At 67.0% G+C, this 20,176-nt stretch carries 21 protein-coding genes and 2 tRNA genes; 17 read left to right on the top strand and 6 right to left on the bottom strand.

Annotated elements, in window-relative coordinates:
* Positions 1-22: 22 nt before the first annotated feature.
* The 4 genes from ABD156_RS30830 to ABD156_RS30815 are packed head-to-tail and all read left to right on the top strand — an operon-like array spanning position 23 to position 2,454.
* Positions 23-466 carry a hypothetical protein gene (locus ABD156_RS30830; RefSeq protein WP_344281683.1) on the top strand — a complete coding sequence of 148 codons (444 nt, stop codon included), beginning with the start codon at positions 23-25 and terminating at the stop codon, positions 464-466.
* A complete protein-coding gene (locus tag ABD156_RS30825; protein ID WP_344281680.1) occupies positions 463-924 on the top strand; it encodes a GNAT family N-acetyltransferase in 462 nt (153 codons plus the stop codon). Before ABD156_RS30830 ends, ABD156_RS30825 begins: the two co-directional genes overlap by 4 nt.
* Before the next feature lie 23 nt (positions 925-947).
* The gene (gene pseI / locus ABD156_RS30820) at positions 948-1,997 is read left to right on the top strand and encodes a pseudaminic acid synthase (RefSeq protein WP_344281677.1); all 1,050 of its coding nucleotides are present in this window, start codon (positions 948-950) and stop codon (positions 1,995-1,997) included.
* Positions 1,998-2,007: 10 nt separating this feature from the next.
* On the top strand, positions 2,008-2,454 hold the full coding sequence (locus tag ABD156_RS30815; RefSeq protein WP_344281674.1) for a DUF4345 domain-containing protein: 447 nt from the start codon (positions 2,008-2,010) through the stop codon (positions 2,452-2,454).
* A 228-nt stretch (positions 2,455-2,682) separates the two neighbouring features.
* Here ABD156_RS30815 and ABD156_RS30810 read toward each other — a convergent pair whose 3' ends face one another.
* Both ABD156_RS30810 and pseB read right to left on the bottom strand, forming a co-directional pair.
* A complete protein-coding gene (locus ABD156_RS30810) occupies positions 2,683-3,819 on the bottom strand; it encodes a DegT/DnrJ/EryC1/StrS family aminotransferase (protein WP_344281671.1) in 1,137 nt (378 codons plus the stop codon).
* The gene (gene pseB, locus ABD156_RS30805) at positions 3,812-4,795 is read right to left on the bottom strand and encodes a UDP-N-acetylglucosamine 4,6-dehydratase (inverting) (protein ID WP_182893700.1); all 984 of its coding nucleotides are present in this window, start codon (positions 4,793-4,795) and stop codon (positions 3,812-3,814) included. Before pseB ends, ABD156_RS30810 begins: the two co-directional genes overlap by 8 nt.
* A gap of 63 nt (positions 4,796-4,858) precedes the next feature.
* On the opposite strand from pseB, the gene ABD156_RS30800 reads away from it, so the two are divergent.
* Genes ABD156_RS30800 through ABD156_RS30785 form a run of 4 tightly spaced genes read left to right on the top strand, consistent with a single transcriptional unit; the run spans position 4,859 to position 8,332 of the window.
* A complete protein-coding gene (locus tag ABD156_RS30800) occupies positions 4,859-5,596 on the top strand; it encodes a cytidylyltransferase domain-containing protein (RefSeq protein WP_344281665.1) in 738 nt (245 codons plus the stop codon).
* The gene (locus ABD156_RS30795; protein WP_344281662.1) at positions 5,593-6,558 is read left to right on the top strand and encodes a spore coat protein; all 966 of its coding nucleotides are present in this window, start codon (positions 5,593-5,595) and stop codon (positions 6,556-6,558) included. Before ABD156_RS30800 ends, ABD156_RS30795 begins: the two co-directional genes overlap by 4 nt.
* A gap of 43 nt (positions 6,559-6,601) precedes the next feature.
* Positions 6,602-7,753: an epoxide hydrolase family protein gene (locus ABD156_RS30790; protein ID WP_344281659.1), complete on the top strand. Its 1,152-nt coding sequence runs from the start codon at positions 6,602-6,604 to the stop codon at positions 7,751-7,753.
* A gap of 42 nt (positions 7,754-7,795) precedes the next feature.
* Positions 7,796-8,332, top strand: a complete 537-nt coding sequence (locus ABD156_RS30785; protein ID WP_344281656.1) for an SMI1/KNR4 family protein — start codon at positions 7,796-7,798, stop codon at positions 8,330-8,332.
* Positions 8,333-8,389: 57 nt separating this feature from the next.
* On the opposite strand, the gene ABD156_RS30780 is transcribed toward ABD156_RS30785, so the two are convergent.
* Positions 8,390-8,971, bottom strand: coding sequence for a bacterial proteasome activator family protein (locus ABD156_RS30780; protein ID WP_344281653.1), 582 nt, complete (start codon positions 8,969-8,971; stop codon positions 8,390-8,392).
* Between the two features lie 102 nt (positions 8,972-9,073).
* On the opposite strand from ABD156_RS30780, the gene ABD156_RS30775 reads away from it, so the two are divergent.
* Positions 9,074-10,273, top strand: a complete 1,200-nt coding sequence (locus ABD156_RS30775) for a cysteine desulfurase-like protein (RefSeq protein WP_344281650.1) — start codon at positions 9,074-9,076, stop codon at positions 10,271-10,273.
* A gap of 51 nt (positions 10,274-10,324) precedes the next feature.
* On the opposite strand, the gene ABD156_RS30770 is transcribed toward ABD156_RS30775, so the two are convergent.
* Both ABD156_RS30770 and ypfJ read right to left on the bottom strand, forming a co-directional pair.
* A complete protein-coding gene (locus ABD156_RS30770; RefSeq protein WP_344281646.1) occupies positions 10,325-11,302 on the bottom strand; it encodes an NAD(P)H-quinone oxidoreductase in 978 nt (325 codons plus the stop codon).
* A gap of 20 nt (positions 11,303-11,322) precedes the next feature.
* Entirely contained in the window at positions 11,323-12,261 is a 939-nt protein-coding gene (gene ypfJ / locus ABD156_RS30765; protein ID WP_344281643.1) for a KPN_02809 family neutral zinc metallopeptidase, read from the bottom strand.
* A 516-nt stretch (positions 12,262-12,777) separates the two neighbouring features.
* Here ypfJ and ABD156_RS30760 point away from each other — a divergent pair.
* The 3 genes from ABD156_RS30760 to ABD156_RS30750 all read left to right on the top strand — a co-directional run bounded on the left by ABD156_RS30760 (position 12,778) and on the right by ABD156_RS30750 (position 14,396).
* A complete protein-coding gene (locus ABD156_RS30760) occupies positions 12,778-13,269 on the top strand; it encodes a MarR family winged helix-turn-helix transcriptional regulator (RefSeq protein WP_344281640.1) in 492 nt (163 codons plus the stop codon).
* A 2-nt stretch (positions 13,270-13,271) separates the two neighbouring features.
* Positions 13,272-13,356: transfer RNA gene (locus ABD156_RS30755), tRNA-Ser, on the top strand.
* Between the two features lie 119 nt (positions 13,357-13,475).
* Positions 13,476-14,396: a tyrosine-type recombinase/integrase gene (locus tag ABD156_RS30750; protein ID WP_344281637.1), complete on the top strand. Its 921-nt coding sequence runs from the start codon at positions 13,476-13,478 to the stop codon at positions 14,394-14,396.
* A 320-nt stretch (positions 14,397-14,716) separates the two neighbouring features.
* Here the strand turns inward: ABD156_RS30750 and ABD156_RS30745 are convergent.
* Positions 14,717-14,805, bottom strand: a tRNA-Ser gene (locus tag ABD156_RS30745).
* 301 nt (positions 14,806-15,106) lie between these two features.
* On the opposite strand from ABD156_RS30745, the gene ABD156_RS30740 reads away from it, so the two are divergent.
* The 5 genes from ABD156_RS30740 to tgmC all read left to right on the top strand — a co-directional run bounded on the left by ABD156_RS30740 (position 15,107) and on the right by tgmC (position 20,134).
* Positions 15,107-16,342, top strand: coding sequence for a helix-turn-helix domain-containing protein (locus ABD156_RS30740; protein ID WP_344282866.1), 1,236 nt, complete (start codon positions 15,107-15,109; stop codon positions 16,340-16,342).
* A gap of 423 nt (positions 16,343-16,765) precedes the next feature.
* Positions 16,766-17,119 carry a hypothetical protein gene (locus ABD156_RS30735; protein ID WP_344281634.1) on the top strand — a complete coding sequence of 118 codons (354 nt, stop codon included), beginning with the start codon at positions 16,766-16,768 and terminating at the stop codon, positions 17,117-17,119.
* Positions 17,120-17,643: 524 nt separating this feature from the next.
* Entirely contained in the window at positions 17,644-17,982 is a 339-nt protein-coding gene (gene tgmA, locus ABD156_RS30730; protein WP_344281631.1) for a putative ATP-grasp-modified RiPP, read from the top strand.
* A gap of 3 nt (positions 17,983-17,985) precedes the next feature.
* Entirely contained in the window at positions 17,986-18,963 is a 978-nt protein-coding gene (tgmB, locus tag ABD156_RS30725; protein ID WP_344281628.1) for an ATP-grasp ribosomal peptide maturase, read from the top strand.
* Positions 18,950-20,134 (top strand): ATP-grasp peptide maturase system methyltransferase, encoded by a 1,185-nt coding sequence (gene tgmC, locus ABD156_RS30720; RefSeq protein ID WP_344281625.1) that lies wholly within the window; start codon positions 18,950-18,952, stop codon positions 20,132-20,134. The genes tgmB and tgmC overlap by 14 nt, the downstream gene beginning before the upstream one ends.
* Positions 20,135-20,176 lie beyond the last annotated feature (42 nt).

Raw genomic sequence — 20,176 nt, 5'->3', positions numbered from 1 at the left:
ACTCGTCGAAGGAACTCCCGTCATGCCCTTCCAGATGTTCAGAAACCTGTTCGGCTCCCGGATCGCCCGCATCGTCGATTACCGCCTCGATGAGCGGACGCGCGGCGTGCTCCAGGACTTCGAGACTCGCATCGACGAGCTCGAGCACTGCACGGTCGACCACCGTCGCCGGCTCGCCGAGACCGACGAGAAGCTGGACACCGCGCTCGGCGACCTCCGCTGGATCCGCGGCGAGCTGGACCGGATGATCCCGCACGTCGCCGCGCAGGAGGAGCAGCTGGAGACGCTCCGGGAGAAGCTCGCGATGACGCCGCGCACGGACGACGCCGGGGCTCTCGAAGCGCGTTCGCTGGTCGAGGAGATCCAGCGGCAGCACGCGCAGATCCGCGTCCGGCTGGCCGGGATGGCCCGGTACGAGGAGCGGTTGAGCCGTCTCGAGGACGCGAAACTCACGCCTGCGCAGTGACGTCCGTCATCGCCCGCGACGCGACCGAGGCCGACGCCGAGCTGTTGCTGGCCTGGCGCAACGACCCGGCGACCAGGCAAGCGTCGCGGTCCACCGGCGTGATCGATCTGGCCAGTCACCTGCGCTGGCTGCGCGGCGTGCTCGCGGCACCCGGCCGGATCCTGCTCGTGCTGGAGGAAGCCGGGAAGCCGGTGGGCACGGTGCGATTCGACGACGAGGGCGACGGCGCGTGGGAGGTAAGCATCACGCTCGCGCCGGAAAGCCGTGGCCGCGGGTTGTCGCGGCCGGTGCTCGAAGCGGGTGAGCAGGCGTTGGCGGCTCGGACGGACGCGGTGGCCGTGCTGGCCGCGGTGCACGAGGAGAACGCGGCTTCGGCGGCGTTGTTCGAGCGGGCTGGTTATCTGGAGGTCGCGCCCCCCGCCGACGGCTTCCGCCGGCTGCGCAAGACTCTGCACTGACCCCCACCGGAAGGACGCCACCCATGTCCGAAGTCCGCATCGGCAAGCACCTGCTCGGCCCGGCGCGGCCGCCGTTCGTGATCGCGGAGATGTCCGGCAACCACAACGGCGACCTGGACCGCGCGCTGGCCATCGTGGACGCGATCGCGGACTCCGGCGCGCACGCGGTGAAACTGCAGACTTACCGTCCGGACACGATCACCGTCGACGTCGACGGCCCGGCGTTCCGGATCGGCGACGGACATTCCCTGTGGGGCGGGGAAAATCTGTACAAACTGTACGAAAAGGCGCACACCCCTTGGGAATGGCACGAGCCGATCTTCGCTCGCGCCCGCGAACGCGGCCTGGAAGTGTTCTCCAGCCCGTTCGACCCGACCGCGGTGGAACTGCTGGAATCGCTGGACGCTCCGGCGTACAAGATCGCCTCGTCGGAAATCGTCGACCTGCCCCTGATCGAACTGTGCGCGCGCACCGGCAAACCGCTGGTGATTTCGACCGGAATGGCGAACGTCGCGGAGATCGACGCGGCCGTGCGCACGGCCCGTGCGGCAGGCAACGACCAGCTGATCGTGCTCGGTTGCACGGCGAGTTACCCGGCGTCGCCGACGGAAAGCAATCTGCGCGGGTTGCCGTTGCTGGCCGGGCTCACCGGGACGCTGGTCGGATTGTCGGACCACACGCCGGGTCTCGGCGCGCCGGTCGCCGCGGTCGCATTGGGTGCGGTGGCGATCGAGAAGCACGTGACGCTCGCGCGCAGCGACGGCGGGGTCGACTCGGAGTTTTCGCTGGAGCCAGCGGAATTGGCCGCGTTGGTGACGGAGACCCACCGGGCGTGGGAAGCGCTCGGTTCGCCAGTGCTGGGTCCGCGCGAGAGCGAGAAGGAAGGGCTGCGGCTCCGGCGTTCGCTGTACGTGGTGGAGGACGTCCGGGCTGGGGATCCGGTCACGGCGCAGAACGTCCGCTCGATCCGTCCGGCCGGCGGGCTCGCTCCGGCGGAAATCGTGAACGTGCTGGGGCGGACGTTCCGAGTGGACGCCGCCAAGGGCACCGCACTGACGTGGGATTTGATCTAGGCTCGCTTGTATGGCAGGCGAGAAGTCCCGCAAGGCGTTGCTGGCCACGCTCGGAGTGCTGGGGGCGATTCCCGTCGGTTCAGGACTCACCGGCATCCTCGGCGGACCGGAACGCGCTCCGGGCGGTGCCGCGACGACGCCCAGCGTGGACAGCGAATACCGGTTCGTGAACACGTTCTGGACAGCGGCGGGCTTCGCGCTGTGGTGGTCGATTCGCCACCCGGAGAAGCGGGCGGCGACTACGCGGCTCGTGCTGGGGACGGCTGCGGTGGGAGGGCTGCCGCGACTTCTGTCGGCGCGGAGGGCCGGGGTGCCGCATCCGGTATTTCGGGCGGCGACGGTGCTGGAGTTGGCTGTGGTGCCGGGGGTGTTGTTGTGGCACGCGAAGGTGATTCGGGACGGTCGGCGCGCGGAAAGCTCGAACGCTGAGCTGGCGGCCGCGCCGGACCGGAGCTAGGCCGCTTCGGCGTTGGGCCGAACGTCACCTGCCTAAACCCGGGTACTGACCCCGAATCGGAGTCAGGCGGCGGTGTCCCGCTGGCGGCGGAGAACTGCGGCAAGCTGTGAAATATTGTGAAACAGCGCAGGGCGGCGGGGGTCATCGCGAGCTAGCGTGAACCCTGCTGACCTGCGCTTACTGTCTTCACTGGGCAAATTTTTCGGCCGCTGGCCTTCTGATCCGTAGTCAGATGCCGAAAAACCCGCGCACCCCGTCGATAACCCGGTCCACGTCAGCGTCACTCAGCGACGGGAACAGCGGCAGCGAAAGCTCCTGCTCGTAATACGCCTCGGCATTCGGGCACAACCCCCGCCGATAGCCGAGATCCTCGAACACCGGATGCCAGTAAGCCGGGATGTAATTCACCTGCACCCCGATTCCCAGCCCCCGCAAGTGCTCGAACAGCGCACGCCGACGGCCGTCCAGTACCCGCAGCGGGTACAGATGCCACACCGGATCGGCGCCCTCGCGGCGAGGCGGCGTCAGGACCCCTTCGACATCCGCGAGCGCCGCGTTGTACCGCGCGTGGATCTCAGCGCGCCGCAGCTTGAACTCCGTCAGCCGCGTGAGCTGGCTGCTTCCCAAGGCGCACAGGACATCCGGCAGCCGGTAGTTCAGGCCGAACTCGTGCACTTCCTGGTGCCAAGCGCCTTCGTCCGGGTACCGCTGGCGGGACTTGTCCCGGACCAAGCCGTGGTTGCGGAACGCTTGGGCGCGCTGCAACAACTCCTCGGACCCGGTGACGACCGCGCCGCCTTCGGCGGTGGTCAGGTTTTTGGTGGGGAAGAAGGAAAATGTGGTCAGGTCCGCGACAGAGCCGACCGGCCGACCCTGCCAGGAACCGCCGACGGAGTGGGCGGCGTCTTCCAGCAACAGAGCGTCGGCGTCGTGCGCGATCTTCGCCAGGGTGTCCAGTTCGGCTGGGTGCCCGGCGTAGTCGACGGCGGCCACCACCTTGGTGCGGCTGGTGATCGCGGCCGCGGCGGCGTCGACGGACAGGTTGCCGGTGTCCGGCTCGACGTCGGCGAACACCACCTTCGCGCCGTGCAAAGCCGCAGTCGCCGCGGTGGCGACGAAGGTCATCGGCGACGCCACGACCTCGTCACCCGCACCAATTCCGGCCGCGGCGTATGCGACGTGCAGGGCCGCGGTGCCGGACGTAACGGCCACGGCGGGCGTGCCGCCGGTGTGCTCCGCGAGGTCTGCTTCGAACTTCGCGACTGCGGGACCCGTCGTGAGCCAGTCACCGCGCAGAACCGAGACAACAGCGTCGATGTCTTCTTCGCTGACGGACTGGCGTCCGTACGGGAGGAACTCAGGCATATTGCTCGACCAGTTCGCGGAGTTCGTCGGCCTCGAGCCAGAGGTCGTTGGTGTCCGAGCGGTACGCGAAGCCTTCGGGCACCTGCTCCCCGGCGGTGGGCGATTCGTAGCCCCAGCCGGCGAGGTGCGGCTGCACGACGTAGCGGTCGGTCAGCCGGAGAGTCCGCCGCGCGTCGTCGGGGGCGATCATTTCCTCGTGCAGCTTCTCGCCCGGCCGCACGCCGACCTCGTGCATCGGCGAACCCGGCGCGATCGCCTGCGCGAGGTCGACCAGCCGCATGCTCGGGATCCGCGGCACGTACAGCTCGCCGCCGGACATCTGGTCGAACGAGTCGACCACGAACTGCACGGCCTGCGGGAGCGTGATCCAGAACCGGGTCATCTCCTTGTGCGTGATCGGCAGCGACTCGCCCTGCTCGGCGAGCTTGCGGAAGAACGGGATGACGCTGCCGCGCGAACCCATCACGTTGCCGTAGCGCACCACGGAGAACCGCGTCGGATGCGCGGCCGCGTAGTGGTTGCCGCTGATGAACATCCGGTCCGCGCACAGCTTCGTCGCGCCGTAGAGATTGATCGGGCTGGACGCCTTGTCGGTCGACAGAGCGACGACCTTCTTCACGCCGGTGTCGATCGCCGCTTCGATCACGTTCTGCGAGCCCGTGACGTTCGTCTGGACGAACTCGAACGGGTTGTACTCACCGGTGTCCACCTGCTTGAGCGCCGCGGCGTGCACCACGTAGTCGACGCCGTGCATGGCGCGCTCCAGGCGGCGTCGGTCGCGCACGTCGCCGATGAACCAGCGCAGCCGCGGGTCGTCGTTGAACAGTTGCCGGGCCTCGTACTGCTTCAGCTCGTCGCGGGAAAGCACCACGAGCCGGCTGGGGTTGAGCTCGGCCAGCGCATAGGCGATGAACGCCTTGCCGAAGGAGCCGGTCCCGCCGGTGAGCAGGATGCTGGAGCCATCCAGCTCGGACATCGATGACCTCCGCGATTGGGGTTCGTGGATCGGCGCGGGGCGCCGCAGGCCATCATGTCACCCATGCGTGCAGGCCCCGGCGTCAACGCCGTGATACAGGCCCGGTCGTCGTCCACCCGGCTGCCGGGGAAGGTGCTGCGGCCGCTCGCCGGGCGGAGCGTGCTGGGCTGGGTCGTCCGGGCCGCCGCGGCCGCTCCGGGCGTCGACCAGGTAGTCGTCGCGACCTCGGACGACGTGTCCGACGACGCGGTCGCCGCCGAAGCGGAGCGGTGTGGCGCGCACGTCGTCCGGGGGCCGCTGGACGACGTCGTCGCCCGCTTCGGGCTCGCGTTGTCGCAGCATCCGGCGGACGCGGTGATCCGTCTCACGGCGGACTGCCCGCTGCTCGATCCGGCCCTGATCGGCAGGCTGGTCGCGGTGTGGCGGGCCGAACCGTCGCTGGACTACGTCTCGACCACGCTCGTCCGCACTCTGCCGCGCGGCTTCGACGCGGAGCTGGTGCGCGCCTCGGTGCTGGCCGAGCAGGTGGCGACCGCGACCGGGGCGGACCGCGAGCACGTGACGTCGGCGATCTACCGGCAGCCCGACCGGTACTCCTGCACCGGCGTCGTGGTCAGCCCGGCGGCCGACGATCTGCGGGTCACTTTGGACACGGTGGAGGACTGGGAGCTGATCTCGGCTCTCGTGGCCGAGCTGGGCGACGCGCCGGGCTCGTGGCGTTCAGTGGTGTCGCTGCTGAGGTCGCGGCCGGAATTGGTGGCGTTGAACGCGCACGTCGAGCAGAAGAAGGTCGGCCAGTGAAGCTGCTGCTCCGGGCAGACTCTTCGCCGACCATCGGGGCTGGGCACATCTCCCGGGTAGTCGCCTACGCCGAGCGCGCGGTCGCGCGGGGCTGGGACGTGCACTTCGCCGGCTCCACGGCCAACGCGGAGTGGCTGGCCACCCGGTTCGACGAGCTGTCGGTGCCGCGGTTGCCGGTTTCTCCCTTGGCTGACTTGGTTTCTGGCTTCGACGCCGTGCTCCTGGACCACTACGGGATCGGCGACGTCCGCGCCGAGGTCAACGCCGCCGGCGCTCGTCTGTTGTCCATTGAGGACGACGTGTTCGGCCGCCGCCCGGCGGATGTGGTGGTGGATTCGGGCTTCGCGCCGGGTCCGCGGCCCGAGGACGGTTCGGGCTTGCTGCTGCGGGGAGTGGAGTACACCCCGCTTCGAGACGTCGTGCTGCGCGCGCGTTCTCGGCGGAGCACTTCGTCGCCGTTGCGGGTGACGGTGGTTTTGGGCGGCGGTGCCCAATGGGCTTCGACAGTTTCGCTGTTGCTCCAGGCGCTTGCCGACACGGGATTGCCGTTCGTGGCAGACGCTTTGGTCCGCGGCACGCCGACCTTGCCGTCCACTGTGGATGGCCAGGCAATTCGGGTCGCCGCGCCGCACGCCGGGTTGCTGGACCTGCTCGCCGGGACGGATGTCGCGATCAGCGCTTCTGGAGTGACGTTCCTGGAACTGTGCTGCCTCGGGGTGCCGACGGCCGCGGTGCGACTGGTGGACAACCAGGCAGCCGGGTACCAGGCGGCGCTGGAACGAGGTCTGGCGCGCGGCTTGGGTTCGGCGGATACCTTGGGCGAGCGGCTGCCGGAGGCGACGGAGACGCTGCGACAGCTGTTGTCGGACGCTTCGCTGCGGTCACGGCTCGCGGCGGCTGGCCGGTCTGCTGTGGACGGTCGGGGAGTGGACCGGGTGCTGGACGTTCTGGCCGGGTTCTGATCGAGGACCGGGTCTGTCCTCAATCCCCCATAGCTTTTTCCCCATGACCGAGACCCCGTTCCGGATCCACATCCCGCAATCCGACCTCGACGACCTCGCCCGTCGTCTCGCCGACACCCGCTGGCCGGACCCCTTCGAAGACCCGGCGTGGGAGCTGGGCATTCCGGTGACCGAAGTCCAGGACCTCGTCGAGTACTGGCGGCTCGGGTTCGACTGGCGCGCCCAGGAAGAACGCATCAACGGTTTCCCCCAGTTCACCACCACCATCGACGGTGCCAACGTCCACTTCCTGCACCTCAAATCCCCCGAACCGGACGCCGTCCCGCTCCTTCTCACGCACGGCTGGCCGGGCTCCATCGTCGAATTCCTTGACCTCATCGGCCCCCTCGCCGACCCCCGTTCGTACGGCGGCGACCCGGCCGTCGCGTTTCACGTCGTCGTTCCGTCCGTACCCGGGTTCGCCTTTTCCGGGCCGACGCCCGACCGCGGCTGGGGACCGGCGCGGACGGCGCGCGCGTGGGCCGAGTTGATGACCCGCCTCGGGTACGAAAGGTTCGGCACGCACGGCGGCGACTGGGGCGCGTTGATCTCCCGCGAACTCGGCCTCCAATTCCCGGACCGGATCATCGGCGCGCACGTGACGATGGTGCCGTCCGCGGTGGCGCGCGACGAGGCTGACCTCGACGGGCTCAGCGGGGACGAGCTGGCGAAAGGGCAGCGGTCGCTGGAGAAATCGCGGGCCTTCCAGCAGACGGGCATCGGCTACGCGATGATCCAGTCCACCAAGCCGCAAACGCTTGCGTACGGCCTCACCGACTCCCCGGCCGGGCAATTGGCCTGGATCGCCGAGAAGTTCCGTGCCTTTTCGAACACCGACCACGACCTGATCGACCGCGACGATCTGCTCGCCAACGTCTCGATCTACTGGTTCACCCGCACCGCCGCGTCGTCCGCGCGGATCTACGCCGACCAGGACGTCCAGTGGGGTGCGGCGCTGCCGTCGTCGACTGTGCCGACCGCGGTCGCGGTGTTTCCGGACGATATCGGGCTTCCGCTGCGGAAACTGGCCGAGCGGACTGACCGGATCGTGCGGTGGACGGAATTCCCGAGCGGTGGGCACTTCCCGGCGCTCGAAGAATCCGACCTGCTGATCGGAGATCTTCGAGCGTTCTTCTCCGCGAAGAACCAGGGTTGAGGTAGAAGTGGCTCCGTCGTAGGACGTGCGGAGTGGGGAGGGGTGGTCAGCGTGCAAGCTGCTGGTCGGCTGGCTGAATTTCTGAACTGGACGGGAAGCGTGGCCGGCGAACTGTCCTGGGCCGAGGTCGAGGAGGCGATGGGGTTTGCCTTTCCCGAAGACTTCAAAGCTGTGGCCGCCACGTTCCCGACCGGCGCCTTCGGCGGGCGCATCTACTTCATCTCGCCGATCCAGAGCGCTGACTCCCTGGGGATGTTCAAGGATCGGCTGGAGATCACGATTTCGTCCTTCCACGAAGGCAGAGAGATTCTGCCGGACTACTTTCCACACCGGTTCCACCCGGAGTACCCCGGTCTTATTCCGTGGGCGGTGGACGACGAGCACGCGTACTTCTGGAATGCCGTCAGCCCGGCTGAACCCGACGGGAAGATCTTCTTCTTGGAGAACACGGGTCCAGACTGGGGTGCTTACGAAGGAAGCATTGAAGACTTCCTCATCGATATCCTCTCCGGCTCCTTCACGCACCCGGGGCTTTACTCGAACCTCAACGAAAAACCGCGAATGTACGACGAGTACTGACGAGAAGAGACGGTCCGTCACCACCGCCAAGGCGATGGTGACGGACCGCAGTCGCCCCTAGAGGTACTGCCCAGTCCCGGTAATCCCGTGCCCGTGCCCCTCACCCGGCTGCCCAACAGACCCGGACGAGCCAGCAGGCAGCCCACGCCGCATCTGCTCCAGCTGCACCCGCGCGGCCATCTGCTGCGCGAACAGCGCGGTCTGGATGCCGTGGAAGAGGCCCTCCAGCCAGCCGACCAGCTGGGCCTGCGCGATCCGCAGTTCGGCGTCCGAAGGAGTCTGGTCCTCGGTGAACGGCCGCACGAGGCGCTCGAGTTCCTCGCGCAGTTCGGGCGCGAGGGCCTGCTCCAGTTCGCGCACCGACGTCTGGTGGATCTCGCGGACCCGGTTGCGGCTGGCGTCGTCCAGCGGCGCGGCGCGGACCTCTTCCAGCAGCTGTTTGATCATGGTGCCGATGCGCATCACCTTGGCCGGTTCCTCGACCAGGTCCCCGACGGTCTCGTTGTCCTCGCCGTCGGGGGCGATCTGCGCGGTGCCGACCGGAACCCCGTCCGGTCCGACGACCACCACGTGCGGCGCGTCCGTTCCGTCCCCGGTCGCGCCCGTTCCCCCGAAGTTCGGCTCGCTCATGTGCTCCATCCCCGTCGCTGTTGGCGGTCCTGACCCGAGCCTAGCGGCCGTTCGGGCAGTTCTGCCCAACCCCGCGGCAACCGCGAAACCGCACGTCCGTACGGTGTCCCCATGGCGTTCGACGTCGCTCGTATCCGTGGGCTGTTCCCCGCGCTTGGCGACGGCTGGATTCACTTCGACGGCGCCGCCGGAATGCTCGTGCCCGAACAGGTCGCTTCGGCCGTTTCGACGGCCATGCGGGCGCCGGTGTCCGGGCCGGGCGGAGCTTTTCCGGCCTCCCAGCGGGCGGAAAGCATCGTCACCGCGGCCCGCCGGGCCGTGGCTGATCTGGTCGGGGCCGACCCGGCCGCCGTCGTGCTCGGGCCGAGCGCGCCGGTGCTGCTGCGCAGGCTTGTCGACGCGCTGGCCGAACGCTGGACGATCGGCGACGAGGTCGTCGTCTCCCGGCTCGACGAAGAGGCCAACATCGCGCCCTGGCGGCGTGCCGCGAAGCGCGTCGGCGCGGTGGTGCGGTGGAGCGAGATCGACATCGAGACCTGCGAACTGCCCGCGTGGCAGTACGAGAACCTGGTGTCCGCGCGGACGAAAGCGGTGTCGGTGACGCTGGCGTCCGGGTCCGTCGGGACCCGGCCGGACGTGCCGACGGTGATCGAATTCGCCAAGCGCGTCGGTGCGCTCGTGGTGGTCGACGCGACCTACGCGGCTCCGTTCGTACCTCTTGACCTGCAAGAACTCGGTGCCGACGTCATGGTCGTGTCCGCTCCGTCGTGGGGCGGTCCGGCCGTCGGCGCGCTCGTGTTCCGCGATCCGGAGCTGCTGGAACGCATCTCGTCGGTGTCGCTCGACCCAACCGCCACCGGGCCCGCGCGGCTCGAACTCGGCCCGCACGCGTACCCGCTGCTGGCCGGCGTCGTCGCGTCCATCGACTACCTCGCCGGCCTCGACGACGCCGCGACCGGCTCGCGCCGCGAACGCCTGGTGACGTCGCTCGGTTCGGCCAAGTCGTACCACGCGGGGCTGCTCGCGCAGCTGTCCACGGAACTGCGCTCGCTGCGCCACATCATGGTGATCGGCGACGCGATGCGCCGGATCCCCGCGCTCGCGTTCGCCGTGGCCGGCGCGAAATCGTCGCAGGTCGCCGAATACCTGGCGTCGCAAGGCTTGTGCGCGTTCGCCGACGACGGCACCAGCGGCGTGTTCGCGTCGCTGGGCGTCGGCGAGGTCGGCGGAGCGGTGCGGATCGGGCTCGCGCACTACTCCAACGTGTTCGAGATCAACCAGCTGGTGCGGGTACTCGAAGAACTCCGCTGAAGCCTCGTGCGTGTTGATGCCGGTTAGAACCGGCATCAACACGCACGAGCGTCAGGACTTCGCGGCCAGCAGAACCTTCCCGAAGATGCTGCCCTCCTCGAGCATCCGGTGCGCGGACGCGGCCTCGGCCATCGGCACCACGTCGCCGACGATCGGCTGCACCGAACCCTGTTCCACCAACGGCCACAAGCGATTCCGGACATCCGCGACGATCGCCGCTTTCTGGTCCAGCGGCCGCGACCGCAGTCCGGCCGCGTACACGCTCGCGCGTTTGCCGAGCAGCTTGCCGATGTTCAGCTCGCCCTTGATCCCGCCCTGCATGCCGATGATGACCAGACGGCCGTCGGCGGCGAGCGCGTCGACGTTGCGGTCCAGGTACTTCGCGCCCATGTTGTCGAGGATGACGTCGGCGCCCTTCGTCTCGGCGCGCAGCACCTCGACGAAATCCTGTTCCTTGTAGTTGATCGTGAGGTCGGCGCCGAGCTGGCGGCAGCGTTCGAGCCGCTCGGGCGAACCAGCGGTGACCGCGACGGTCGCGCCGAGCGCCTTGCCCACCTGGATCGCGTGCGTGCCGATGCCGCCCGCGCCGCCGTGCACCAGCAGCACCTGGCCTTCGCCGAGACCGGCGTGCATCACGACGTTCGCCCACACCGTGCAGGCCACCTCGGGCAGCCCGGCCGCGGCGACCGTGTCGACCTCGGCGGGCACCGGCAGCAGCTGTCCGGTCGGGACCGCGACGCGTTCGGCGTACCCGCCGCCGGCGAGCAGCGCGCACACCTCGTCGCCGACCTGCCAGCCCTCGACGCCCTCGCCGAGTTCGGCGATCGTGCCGGAGCATTCCAGGCCGAGGATGTCGCTCGCCCCGGGCGGCGGCGGATAGTTTCCCTGGCGCTGCAGCAGGTCGGCGCGGTTGACCGCGCTGGCCGTGACGTCCAGCAGCACCTCGCCGGGACCGGGTTCCGGATCGGGGACCTCGGTCCATTCGAGCACGTCAGGGGCACCGGGTTCGCGGATCGTGATCGCGTGCATGCGCCTGACTGTATCCCGGGTCAGCCGAGATCGTTGGTGCTGAAGGTGTTGCAACGCGCGGGCTGGCCGGTCTGGTAGCCGGTGGTGAACCACTTCTCGCGCTGCGCCGAGGTGCCGTGCGAGAAGCTCGACTTGTCGACGTGGCCGTTGCCGAGGTTCTTCTGGATGTAGTCGTCGCCGATCCGGGACGCGGTGTCCAGCGCGCGCGAGATGTCGTCCTTCGTGACGTCCTGGACCAGCGGTTTCCCGGAACTGGTCGGCGTCGTGCTGGCGTGATTGGCCCAGACGCCCGCGTAGCAGTCGGCCTGCAGTTCCAGCCGTACCGAGCCGGACGTCGGCCCGGTGCCGGTGCCGCGTTTGGACGTGCCGGTGAGGTTCTGCACGTGGTGGCCGTATTCGTGGGCCAGCACGTACGCCTCGGTGAACAGCCCGCCCTGCGCGCCGAAGCGGGTCTTCAGCTCGTTGAAGAACGACAGGTCGATGTACACGTACGAGTCGGCCGGGCAGTAGAACGGCCCGGTGTCCGACGTCGCGCCGCCGCAGCCGGTGCGCACGCCGCCGGTGAAGAAGCGGGTGGTCGCCTTGCGGTAGGTCTGGCCGGAACGGGAGAACTCCTGCGTCCAGTAGTCCTGGATGGAGTTGACGATCGCGACGATCGAGCAGTCGTGGTCGCGGTTCGCGTCGGCTCCGGTCTTGCACTTCTTCGCGAGCGTGCCGGAATCCAGTTGCTGCCCGGACTGGACGTCGCCGAGCCCGACCCCGCCCACCGCGGGCGAGGTGCCGGTGCTGGGACCGCCGCCGAACTGGGAGAACAGGAAGTAGATGACCAGGCCGACGATGCCGAGCCCGCCGCCGCCGATGGCCACGCGGCCGCCGATGCCGCCGCCTCCGCCACCGCCGCTGCCGCGCATGTCCTGGATCTCGGAGGAGTCCAGATCCGCGTTGTCGTCGAATCGCACGCGGAAAGGGTAGCCGCAAAGCCGGGAACGAGGCTGGGTGCGGCCCCTGCGCTGGGGGCCGCACCCAGGTACTACCGAGGTTTCGTTGACAGCGGTTGGCCACCGGCCGGGCTGGCGTCCGGCGCTGCCTTCGCGGTGCCGAGGCCGCGAAGAGAAGCAGCGACATGACGACGCCGGGTGCGCGTGGCCGATGCCGGAGCGCACGGGGTGCTCGTGCTGTTCGCAATCGCGACCGAACCGGAACGGGGCCGTGCCGATCGCGGGGTCACAGCGGGCGGTCAACCGCGGGAACTACCTGCCATGCCACCACCTGGCCTTTCCCGGTGGGAAACGGGGCCCGGCGTGCCCTTCGGCGCGCTCCGCGGATCCTCGTCGTCCCTCCGCTGTCCATCGAGGATGCGCTTCTTCGCGCCGAGTCTCAACCTTTTCGTAACCCTCCATTGGGGGAAGTTCGCCCGGAAATTTCACGCCGGGCCGGAACACCAGGGGCAAAACCGGCCTTCTACGCTTCCGGACATGAGCGATGACCAGGACGTCCGCTGGCTGGACCCGGCCGAGCAGCGCGCCTGGCGGGCCTACATCGTCGCGTCGCTGCGGCTGCGCCAGCGGCTGCACCGCGAACTGACCGAAAGCCACGGCATCTCGCTCGCCGACTACGAGGTCCTGGTCTGCCTGAACCTGGCTCCGGACCGGTGCACGCGGATGACGGAACTGGCGGCGCTGCTCGGCTCGACGAAGAGCAGGCTGTCGCACCAGATCGGCAAACTGGAGGCGGCCGGGCTGGTCACGCGCCGCCCGGACCCGGAAGACAAGCGAGGCGTGCTGACCGAGCTGACCGACGCCGGCCAGCACGTACTGGACAAAGCCGCGCCGACGCACGTGCGCGGCGCCCGCGAGCACCTGATCGACCTGCTGACGCCGGACGAGCAGACCGCGGTGGCCACGGCGTTCACCCGGGTCCTCGAACACCTGGACGACGTCGAAGGACGGCGCGATACCCTGACCTAGAAGGAAGCGTGGCAGAGCGGCCGAATGCAGACGCCTTGAAAGCGAGCGTAGAGAGATCTACGTGAGCCGAGAGCCCCGCCGCTTCCGATTTGGGTCTCTGACCAGCGCAGACCTGGTCTAGAAGATCGCCAGTCAGTACGGCAAAGAGCGAGCACAGCGCTTCCAGTGCAGTCGCCTGGTGACACTTCAAGACCAGGTTGGAGCGCATGAAAGACCCGATCAAGTACGCGCCCGGGGAATGGGGCGAGCTGGCCCGGGAGTGGCGTCGGTCCCTTGAGTCGGACAACAAGTCCGAGCGCACGGTGGTGATCTACCTCGGTGTCGTCTATCAGGCCGGCACCTTTGCGATGGCGCAAGACGAGGAGTTCGGTCCGACCGAGATCCCTACGTCGGTCCTGCGCCTCTACATGAAGAAAGTCCTCGACACGACCAGCGCGGGCAACGCACACAACCACTTTCGGACGCTGCGGACCTTCTTTAACTGGCTGGTGAACGAGGAAGAGATCGACCGCTCGCCAATGGATCGGATGAAGGCACCGGAGTACGAGCCGCCGCCGGTGCCGATCTTGCACGCCGAGCAGATGGGCGAGTTGCTGGCGACGTGTTCGGGGAAAGACTTCGTTGACCGCCGAGACGAAGCGATCTTGCGTCTTCTCTGGGCGTCGGCCGGACGTCGGGCCGAGGTCGCGGCCCTCCAACTCGATTCGGTCGACCAGGACTACGACGAAGTTGAAGTGCTCGGCAAGGGACGAAGGCTGCGCACGATCCCGTACGGGGCAAAGACTGGCAGAGCGATCGGCCGCTATCTGCGTGTTCGTCGGCGGCATCCTCAAGCGGCGTTACCGGCGTTGTGGCTGGGGTCGACTGGCCAAGGCGGTCTCACCGATGAGGGCATTCGGGCGATTGTCGAGCGGAGGGCGAAGCAAGCGGGAATCGGTCACGTTCATCCGCACATGTTCCGGCACGCGTTCGCGCACTACTGGCAGTTGGAAGGCGGAAACGAGAACGACCTCATGCGCATCATGGGTTGGAAGTCGCGCGAGATGCTCGGCCGGTACGGCGCCAGTGCCGCGGTCGAGCGTGCGCACAAGTCCGCGCGAACGCTCGCGTTGGGCGACCGCGTCTAGCCGGTGACACGGGGTGCGCTGTGCTTGGTGGCATGGAATCGGAGGGGATGACGCCAGCGCAGCGCACCACGCGCGCGAAAATCGCGGCTCATACATCGTGGGCGAACACCACGGACCGTGCGGCACGGACGGCATCGGCTCGAAAGGCTGCGCAGGACCGTTTCGAGAAGCAGGTTGATCCGGATGGTGTGCTGTCGCCGCGTCAGCGGGCGATCCAGGCCGAGTCCGCTCGTAAGGCGTACTTCTCCGCACTAGCGTTGCGCAGTGCGCGCGCTCGACGGAACCGCGGGACCAGCTAGTTTCCGCTGATCGGGAAAGTTTGGCGGTAGCGGCGGGATTCGAACCCGCGGAGGGCAGAACCCTCGCATGTTTTCAAGACATGTTCCTTCGGCCGCTCGGACACGCTACCGCGTACGAGGGTAGCCGATCCCCGCTCGACGGTAAGCAACCGGCGAGCTGATGACCTCTGTCGACCACGTGCTGCACTCGACCCCGAGCCCGACAGTCCGCGGGTCTGCCGGCCAGGTGGTCAACGACCGGCCCGGCGGTGCAAACGGCGTATGAATTTCGAGTCGGCGCTACTGGGGGCTCCGTGTCGAGGCCGGTACGCTCGGCCTGTATCTCTGCGAGGTAGACGCCCTGATCTGACGACTAGGGGCGCGTGGAGGGCCTGACTCTGCCGAGAGGGTGATCACGCCGTGTCCTCACGAATGGACAAGCCTGCACCGACACCGAGTGAGATCGGGAAGCGGATGCGCACGATCCGAGAACGGCGCCGTTGGAGTCTTCAACTCGTCGCCGATCGGCTCGGTATGACCCGACAGAACCTCTCGAAAATCGAGCTTGGCGAACGTCGTATAGACCGGCGAGGCCAGCTCGACGACATCGCCGAGGCGTACGAGTGCCATGTGCTCGACCTGACGGGCGAGCCGTACGCACCTACCGACGCGCACTCTGCGGCTGCGCTGGCGACCATCCCGCAGATTCAGCTTGCGCTGATGGACTGCGACTTCGAGGACGTTCCCGACCTGGTCGCGCGCCCTCTCGACGAGTTGGCGCACGGTGTACGAGACGCAAACCTCTACCGAGACCGGACTCGATACGAGATCGCCGGCCGTGACCTTGGTCAGTTGCTGATTGAACTCCAAGTCACGGCTAAGACCGCAGACGAGGCAGGGCAGCGGCAAGCGCTGAGACTGTTCATCGAGGCGTGCCTCGTCGCGTATGAGCTGAGCAAGAACCTCGGGCATCCGACACTCGGTGTCGAGGCGGCGCGGCGCGGGCTCGAAGGTGCGCGACGTCTTGGTGAGCCTGCGCTACTCGGCTTTGCCCGTTGGTACTACGCACTGAGTTTGATGCGTGTCGGAGCGCGCCGCCGTGCCGCCCGGTCGCTCGATACAGCCTTAAACGAATTGGCCAGCTCGGCGGACCCCACGACCACCGACACGCTTAGCGCCGAAATGTACGGCTTGCTGCAACTGACAACAGCCTTGGAGGCTGCTCGATCCGGCCGAACCGAGGATGCGCATTCCCACCTCGCCGAGGCTCGACGTCTCGCCCAGCGGACAGGCGAGCGCAACGGGCTCATGCAGCACTTCGGGCCTGCCAACGTGTCAGCGTGGACGTTGGCAATCGGCGTCGAACTTGGCGAAGGCCCCGCAGTTGTCGAACGGGTTCAACGCGATTCAGTAGACCTAGGCGTTTTCGACAGTCCGAACCGTGTTGCCGCCTGGCACTACGACCTCGCTCGCGCGCTGGCGCAGGATGAAGGACCACGAGACCTCGATGCCGTCCGGCATCTGGACATCGCGGCGCGTACAGCTCCGCAACGGCTGTACCACGACCCAATTGCCCGCGAACTTGTCATGCAACTAGACGGACGTGCCCGTACGACCGTTTGGGAGCTGGGGAGCTTGAGGAACAGGTTTGGCCTGTCTGCCAACTAGCCTGAATGAGTGAATGCGCCAGTTTGTCAACAGTCAGTTGACAAATAGGTCTTGATCAAACTTAGCGTCACTTTCCGGTCTACGGGAGGTGGCGTCAGTGAGTGTGAGCCAAGCGCTGATTCTCGCGCTGCTCGGTGGCGTAGCGCTGAGCAGCGCGGTGTGGTGTGTTGTCGAGTGCGTGCATGAGGCTCGACAACGTGGGCGGCACGGCAGACGCTCGGACTCGAAGTCTGGCGCGCGCGAGCGAGACCAACTCCCGCAGCACGCCGTTGTGCGTGCTGTTGGTCCGCGTCGGTTCGTGGCGGGCGCAGGGGTGAAGCCCCTTGGTGACTCTGTGCCCGCTGCGGCCCGATCTCGCGCACTTCGGGGAATGCAGACGTCTAGCCGTATCGATCTGTCTTCCACTTTGATCGAGGTTTCGTCGTGACTGCTCTCGATGAGGTATTCGACAAGCTGGCAGGCAAATTTCGCGCGATCAGTCTTATGGACTTGCCTCATATTCCCCCGGCGATGCTCTATACCCGTGCGCTAGATGACCTGTACATGGAATCGGTTCTCGTGCGCGCCGAGGATGATTCAACGGCGTATCGAATTCGGGTGGATGAAAGCGACGCGAGTGTTTACGGCACTGGCGGGCTCGTGTGGGCAAGCGAAGGAAGTCTGGTCGACGTCTTCGGTGAACTTATGTCTTTGCCGCATCCAAGTTCTCCTAATGCGCCGCGGCTAGTAATTCCGAAACCTTCTAGTCTGTGGCTTCCGGAGAGTGCCAGGCAATGAGCTGTGATTCGGCAAGTTAATATGATTGCAGGGTGATCAGATGCTCGTTTATTTGTCCGGAACTGTTGGCGTGCTTGCACTGCTGGTTGGCGTCTTAGTTCTATATTACATAACGCCGTCAACGGGGCGTCATGCTTCAAGGCGTGGGCGAACTAGCGGTGTTGATCCGACGGTAAAGGATAGACCCGACCCCGATGACGGCGAATTTCCTGTCGCTCGAGGGGATCTTTACGAGGGTATGTCCGAGGTAGCGAGCCGACTCGGAACGCGCCCTTACGTTTTGGATGTGTGGCGCAAGGTTGCCAACGACCCTGAGCAGACAGCCGAGCTTGCGCCGTTTGATTGGGGTGATGAACCAAACGATGACGAAAAACCTTGCCCGGCCCCTGCCTTGGTGGCCGCGTGACGGTCCGTTGGGCCTACCTCGACGCGCCAAAGAGACGGCGCGCGGTGGCGGGGGCTGGACTTGTGGGCCCTGAACACGGAACGTACTTGACTGAACACAATCAGAGGAGGAGGCAGGTATGCCGACTGAGTTGCACGGCACCCGTGCTGGAGCTGTGGGAGCTTTCCCGGCGTCGGATCACTTCCCGCTCGGGCGACCGTTTGGAGCACTGGATGCGAGCGACGAGCGCCCGTCTCGTGTTCAGCCGTTCGGGCTCACCTTGGCCGTGCGCCCCCGGGTGAGCACAAGCCTTGACCCGGACCAGCTCGGCTACGACTCCGAGCGGCAGATCGGTTTGATTCGCGAGGGCGGCGGCATGGTGCCGTTGGCCAGGCACACTGACGGGACGACGAACACGCAGACGAACGCGGATGGACAGAACGGTCCGGACTCCGACACCGACGCTCGGGAGGACTGAGCCGTGACTGCTGCGCGGTCTGTGCTTGTCCTGACGCACACGTTCGATCCGACGGCGGACTACGTGGTCGCCGAGTTGAACCGTCGCGAGGTTCCGGTGTTTCGGTGCGACGTCGCGGACTTCCCCGAAAGTCTGTCGGCGGGTGCCGAGCTGTCCGGCGCGACTTGGTCGGGGCAGCTACGGACCGCGCAGCGCACGCTCGACCTCGACGACGTCGCCGGCATCTACTACCGGCGCCCGACGGCGTTCGAGCTTCACCCGGAGATGAGCGAGCCCGAGCGTATCTGGGCGGCGTCGCAGGCTCGGCTCGGCTTCGGTGGTCTGCTCGCCGCAGTCGAGCCCTGGCTCAACCACCCTCATCAGATCGGCTTAGCCGAGTACAAGCCGGTTCAACTCCGAGCCGCTGCGCGGTGCGGGCTGCACGTACCGCGAACCCTCGTCACCAACGATCCGAAGCAGGCGCGACGGTTCGTCGAAGAACTCGGCGAGGTGGTGAGTAAGCCGTTCACCAGCCGCGGAGTATCCGACGCCGAGGGGTACCGGATTCCTTACGCGCGCAAGGTCACCGCCGAACAATGCGATGACGAGAACATCGCCCGGACCATGCACATGTTCCAACAATGGGCACCGAAGCAATACGAGGTGCGCTTAACTGTCGTCGACGACGAATTTTTCGCCGCGCGAATCGACGCGGCAACGGCCGGGGCCGTCGAGGATTGGCGTACCGACTACGCTGCCTTGAGTTACTCGGTGATCGAGACGCCGAATTTCGTGCGTAGTCGCGTGCGGTCGCTGCTTGACTTGCTCGGACTGCGGTTTGGTGCACTGGATTTCGTGGTCGCACCAGACGGCGAGTGGTCTTTTTTGGAATGTAACCCAAATGGTCAATGGGCATGGATTGAAGACGAGACAGGAATGCCCATTGCTGCCGCGCTCGCGGATGCCCTGGAAGGGAAGAGGAAAACTCTTGACCGACAGTAAAGAACATCGGGTGCGCTTTGTGGAGCAACTCGTCGAGTCGGGCGCGCTCGAAGATCCGGCGTGGCGAAGCGTGTTCGCGCAGGTACCGCGACACGAGTTCGTGCCGTACTACTTCGAGGCGCGCCGAGACCGGCCAGGCTGGGCGCTGGTCGAGAAACCGGCCGACGAGTGGCTCACCGGGGTTTACAGCATCGATCACCTGGTCACGCAGGTGGGCGGCGACGACAAGAATGTCGATGCGGCCAGACGCGGCGACCGGGTCGAGGGGCCGCCTACCTCGTCGAGCAGCGCCCCCGGCCTGATGGCTCGGATGTTGCGGGCGCTCGACTTGAACGGCCGCGAGCAGGTCCTCGAGATCGGCACCGGAACGGGATACAACGCGGCGTTGCTCTGCGAGCGCTTGGGCTCGGACCGGGTAACGACAGTCGACGTCGACGAGGGCCTCGTCGACCACGCACGGGACCGGCTTTCATCTCTCGGCTACACGCCGCGGGTTGTCGCCGCCGATGGCGCGAAGGGAGTGCCCGACGGAGCGCCCTACGACCGAGTGATCGCCACCGTTGGGCTCCGCTCGGTTCCGCAAGCGTGGATCGAACAAACTCGAACCGATGGCATGATCGTCGTTCCCCTCGACCGACTCGGCCGCGGTGGGTTGCTCGCACGGCTGATCGTGCACTCGACCCACAGCGCGGAAGGCAGTTTCTTACCGAACTACGGCGGTTTCATGCCGGTTCGCGTAAACCAAACATCGCCGGTGCAGCAGGTTCTCCGTGAGGTCGGGGGGGATGAGGGCGAGAGCAGGCCGAGCCCGTTGCCGGTCGACCTGGTCACCAACTCCGCCAACCCCTTCGAGTTCTTCGGTGCACTCACGATTCCTGGTGATGGCTGGGAATCCGTCGGATTCACCCCGAACGGCGGCGGCCTGCCGGAAACGTGGCTCGCTCAGAACGATGGTTCGTGGGCCTGCCACGTGACCACCGATGACGGTGTGCACCTGGTGCGGCAAGGCGGGCCGCGGCGGTTGTGGGACGAAGTCGAAAAAGCTCACGCTGAATGGACGGATCTAGGGCAGCCGGAACGCGAACGGTTCGGCCTCACTGTCTCCCGCGGGCAGCACGTGGCGTGGCTCGACGAGCCACACGGGCCGCACAACTGGACTCTTGACACGTAAACGGCGAGCAGGGAGGCGGCCAACGCCTGTCGTCGGCCGCCT

This window comes from Amycolatopsis albidoflavus (assembly GCF_039525725.1).
GTDB lineage: Bacteria > Actinomycetota > Actinomycetes > Mycobacteriales > Pseudonocardiaceae > Amycolatopsis > Amycolatopsis albidoflava.
The sequence above is the reverse complement of the archived record's forward strand: the minus strand, read 5'-3'. Positions and strand labels throughout refer to the sequence as shown.

Coding starts and splice junctions, on each gene's coding strand:
- ABD156_RS30830 (WP_344281683.1), top strand. CDS start 23: ATGCCCTTCCAGATGTTCAGAAACCTGTTCGGCTCCCGGATCGCCCGC.
- pseI (WP_344281677.1), top strand. CDS start 948: ATGTCCGAAGTCCGCATCGGCAAGCACCTGCTCGGCCCGGCGCGGCCG.
- ABD156_RS30815 (WP_344281674.1), top strand. CDS start 2,008: ATGGCAGGCGAGAAGTCCCGCAAGGCGTTGCTGGCCACGCTCGGAGTG.
- ABD156_RS30810 (WP_344281671.1), bottom strand. CDS start 3,819: ATGCCTGAGTTCCTCCCGTACGGACGCCAGTCCGTCAGCGAAGAAGAC.
- pseB (WP_182893700.1), bottom strand. CDS start 4,795: ATGTCCGAGCTGGATGGCTCCAGCATCCTGCTCACCGGCGGGACCGGC.
- ABD156_RS30800 (WP_344281665.1), top strand. CDS start 4,859: ATGCGTGCAGGCCCCGGCGTCAACGCCGTGATACAGGCCCGGTCGTCG.
- ABD156_RS30790 (WP_344281659.1), top strand. CDS start 6,602: ATGACCGAGACCCCGTTCCGGATCCACATCCCGCAATCCGACCTCGAC.
- ABD156_RS30780 (WP_344281653.1), bottom strand. CDS start 8,971: ATGGAGCACATGAGCGAGCCGAACTTCGGGGGAACGGGCGCGACCGGG.
- ABD156_RS30775 (WP_344281650.1), top strand. CDS start 9,074: ATGGCGTTCGACGTCGCTCGTATCCGTGGGCTGTTCCCCGCGCTTGGC.
- ABD156_RS30770 (WP_344281646.1), bottom strand. CDS start 11,302: ATGCACGCGATCACGATCCGCGAACCCGGTGCCCCTGACGTGCTCGAA.
- ABD156_RS30760 (WP_344281640.1), top strand. CDS start 12,778: ATGAGCGATGACCAGGACGTCCGCTGGCTGGACCCGGCCGAGCAGCGC.
- ABD156_RS30750 (WP_344281637.1), top strand. CDS start 13,476: ATGAAAGACCCGATCAAGTACGCGCCCGGGGAATGGGGCGAGCTGGCC.
- ABD156_RS30740 (WP_344282866.1), top strand. CDS start 15,107: ATGGACAAGCCTGCACCGACACCGAGTGAGATCGGGAAGCGGATGCGC.
- tgmA (WP_344281631.1), top strand. CDS start 17,644: ATGCCGACTGAGTTGCACGGCACCCGTGCTGGAGCTGTGGGAGCTTTC.